General features: G+C 36.7%; 3 protein-coding genes. 2 read left to right on the forward strand and 1 reads right to left on the reverse strand.

Features of this window, described 5'->3' with window-relative positions:
• Positions 1–353 precede the first annotated feature (353 nt).
• Together AC1DRF_RS20115 and AC1DRF_RS20120 are read left to right on the forward strand one after the other, a co-directional pair.
• Positions 354–914, forward strand: coding sequence for a TVP38/TMEM64 family protein (locus AC1DRF_RS20115; RefSeq protein WP_427075428.1), 561 nt, complete (start codon positions 354–356; stop codon positions 912–914).
• A gap of 78 nt (positions 915–992) precedes the next feature.
• Complete coding sequence (locus tag AC1DRF_RS20120; RefSeq protein WP_013056193.1) at positions 993–1,295, forward strand: hypothetical protein; 303 nt, start codon at positions 993–995, stop codon at positions 1,293–1,295.
• Positions 1,296–1,310: 15 nt separating this feature from the next.
• Here AC1DRF_RS20120 and AC1DRF_RS20125 read toward each other — a convergent pair.
• Positions 1,311–3,394 (reverse strand): sensor domain-containing protein (locus tag AC1DRF_RS20125; protein ID WP_477741510.1); only part of this gene is annotated, 2,084 nt, incomplete at its 5' end.

Raw genomic sequence — 3,394 nt, forward strand, 5'->3', positions numbered from 1 at the left:
GTAGAAAACCATCTAAAATAGCCCTACAAGTAAAACATAAATGGGAGTATAACCATGACTGACCGCAAAAGAGCTCGTGAGAAAGATCCCACGAGCTGCTTAGTTAGCATTTTCATTTTCGGATAAAGCGTTTAAAAATCATAATAATTAATAATACCACTACAATAACAAGCAAAAATTTCAACATGAGTTGTCCATCCCTTCAAATCAGTAAATCATCTTTCATTAGTAAGTAGTTACCCTGTTTCGTTTTTTATAAACTGCTTACCTACTTATTTCATGCCAAAAATTATATAATAGTAGAAAACCATCTAAAATAGCCCTACAAGTAAAACATAAATGGGAGTATAACCATGACTGACTATCTTCAAACATTTCTGCTTGAACATTTAGAAGCAGCTGGGTTTATCAGCATTCTCTTGAACATTCTTATTAGCATTACGGGCGTATTTCCAAGTGCACCCCTTACGTTCGTAAACGTAAAATTATTTGGTTTTTGGAACGGATTTTTACTTTCTTTTATTGGAGAAGTTTTAGGTGCAGCTCTCTCTTTTTGGCTGTATCGAAAAGGTTTCCGTACACTTGTTCATACAAAAACACTTTCTCACTCCAAGTCGCTGAAACTGCTGCGCGTACAAGGGAAAGAGAGTTTTGTATTGATTCTTTCTTTGCGTTTACTTCCCTTTGTTCCATCAGGCCTCATTACATTCTTCAGCGCTGTAGGAAAAGGCTCCTTTGCGGTATTCATTTCTGCTAGCGCACTTGGGAAAATTCCAGCGCTTTTTATTGAAGTTTATTCGGTTTATCATCTTTCACAAGGATCTATGCAAGGCAAAATCATTTTAATGGTTTTATCCATCATCTTACTTTTTTATATAAGTAAAAAATGGAAAAAAAAGCTTAACGGATTATAAAAAGGGAAGACTATCTAAAGATAAGCAAAAACATTATCTTATGTAACTGTAATAAGATAACGTATTGGAGATGGTCCATTGATTTTTCTGTTAGTTTCTGGAAGTATCATTATTCCTATTATCATGCTCTTTTTCTCACTCAAATGGAAAGGAGCAGAGCTAGTTTTTAATACGCTAGCCCTTCTTTCAGCGCTAGTATTTGGAAATATAGCCGCTGCTTCTATCTATCGTATCTTAAAAAACCATACTGTTTTTATGACGAGCATCCATGCAATCTTTTTAAATTCAGCTTTTTTATTAACTGGTGCATACCTTGGAATCTATGTATTGTATAAACTGTTAGCTCTGACCTTAAATGTAAAAAGCCGTTCTTTTAAATAAGAACGGCTTTTTACATTAACGAACAAATTCCATTTTTTCTTCGATTTTATGAAATTTCTCATAAAATTCCTCGGCTGAAATCGGTTTGGAGAAATAGTATCCCTGCACTTCATCACATTTTTCCTTATGAAGAAGTTCTACTTGTTCAACTTCTTCTACACCTTCTGCTACGACGGATAGCTGCAAACTTTTGGCTAGTGTAATAATGGCTCTGACAATCGATACTTCCGTTGTATTAGGATCTAAATCTTTAATAAAAGACCGGTCAATTTTCAGCGTATGAATAGGCAGCTTCTGAATATAGCTAAACGAGGAGTATCCTGAGCCAAAATCATCAATTGAAATAAATACTCCTGCATCTTTTAAGATTTGTAGCTTTTCGATTGTTTGCTCAACATGCTTCATCGTTACACTTTCTGTAATTTCAAGTTCTAAATATCGTGATTCTAACTCTACTTCACCCAAGACACCTAACACATAATCAACAAAATCAGTTGTGCCAAAATCCACGCTTGATATGTTCACACTCATTTTTAAGGGAGGAAGTCCTTGAAGCTGCCAATACTTATTTTGATGGCACGCTTTTTTTAATACCCATTTCGTCAGTGTAACAATAACGCCTGTTTCTTCAGCAATCGGAATAAATTCTGCGGGAGAAATGACGCCCATCTCGGCATGAGTCCACCGGATTAAAGCCTCCACTCCAACAATATGGCCACTTTGAATATTGACTTTCGGCTGATAGTGAAGCTCCATTTCGCCCAGCTCAAAAGCCTTGCGTAACCCATCTTCAATTCTCATTCGTCGCGTAGTATGAACCTGCATTTCTTTTTGATAAAACAGATAATGATTACGCCCTTGTTTTTTGACTTCGTACATCGCTAAATCAGCATGGCGAACTAGCACTTCAAGCAATTTTCCATCTTTAGGAAATACACTAACTCCGATGCTTACCCCTAAATAAACATCTCTCGATAGCACTACAAAAGGAGTGGATAAGCAGTCATTTAATGATTGACAGATTTTTTTCACTTCTTCATCAGTCCTATCATGCAGTAAAACTAAAAACTCATCTCCTCCAAAACGCGAAAGCACATCTTGGTTTCTTATGCAGCTCTTCATTCGATCAACAACCTGAAGCATAAGCTGATCTCCAGCATGATGACCAAGCGTGTCATTTACCTGTTTGAAACGATCTAGGTCTAAAAATAAGAAATGAAGCTTTTTTCCTGAAGCAGCTGCTGAATCAATGGATTTCTCTACAATGCTTGAAAACATACTTCGATTTGGTAAATCTGTTAGCATATCGTGAAAAGCCATATATTGAAGCGATTCTTGAGCTTTTTTCTGTTCCGTTACGTCTCTAGTTACTGTCTGAAAAAGCGTCTCTCCATTAATTTGAATGAGCGTAGATTTTACTTCTAAAAAGAGTTCCTTACCTAACGCATTAAACATTTTCAACTGAGCTAATGGAGATCTTGGCTCATCTTTTCTATCCTTTACTGCCTTCAATCCTTTTTTAATATCGGGAACTTGTTCAGATGAAAAGAAATCATATAACGATTTACCAACGAGCTGGTCTTCCGTTACTCCTAGAAGCTGAATCATAGCATCATTCACAGACACGACCTCTTCTTCTCGATGGACCATAATTGCCAATGGAGAGGAGTAAAACAAGTTTTCATAGCGATTTTTTGCTTCAATCAACGTTTTTTCCGCTTCGCGCTCTTGCGTCATATTGCGGATATACAGCATATACTCAACCGTCTCTTCAATTCCTACCGTCATCACCGTTATCTCAACCGTAACTTCTCTATTACTTATCAAAAGGGAGTGCTCAGTTCGTCCATCTTGTAGAGATGAAAATTCGTAGAAGGGCAGCAGCTTAACAACATTACTCCCGATTACATCTGATGCTTTAAGAGAGAAAAGCGTTTCCGCTGCATAATTGAGCGATAAAACATGTCTTTTTTCATCGATCACCAAAATAGCATCCAGAGCGGATTCAAAAAAAGCCCATTTTAAAACTTCTTGTTTTTGTACGCGTCGATCCATAAAAATGGTTAAAAACACAGCCGTAAAGAGGCAGACAATAAAAA

Source organism: Priestia sp. P5_B4, from assembly GCF_056400385.1.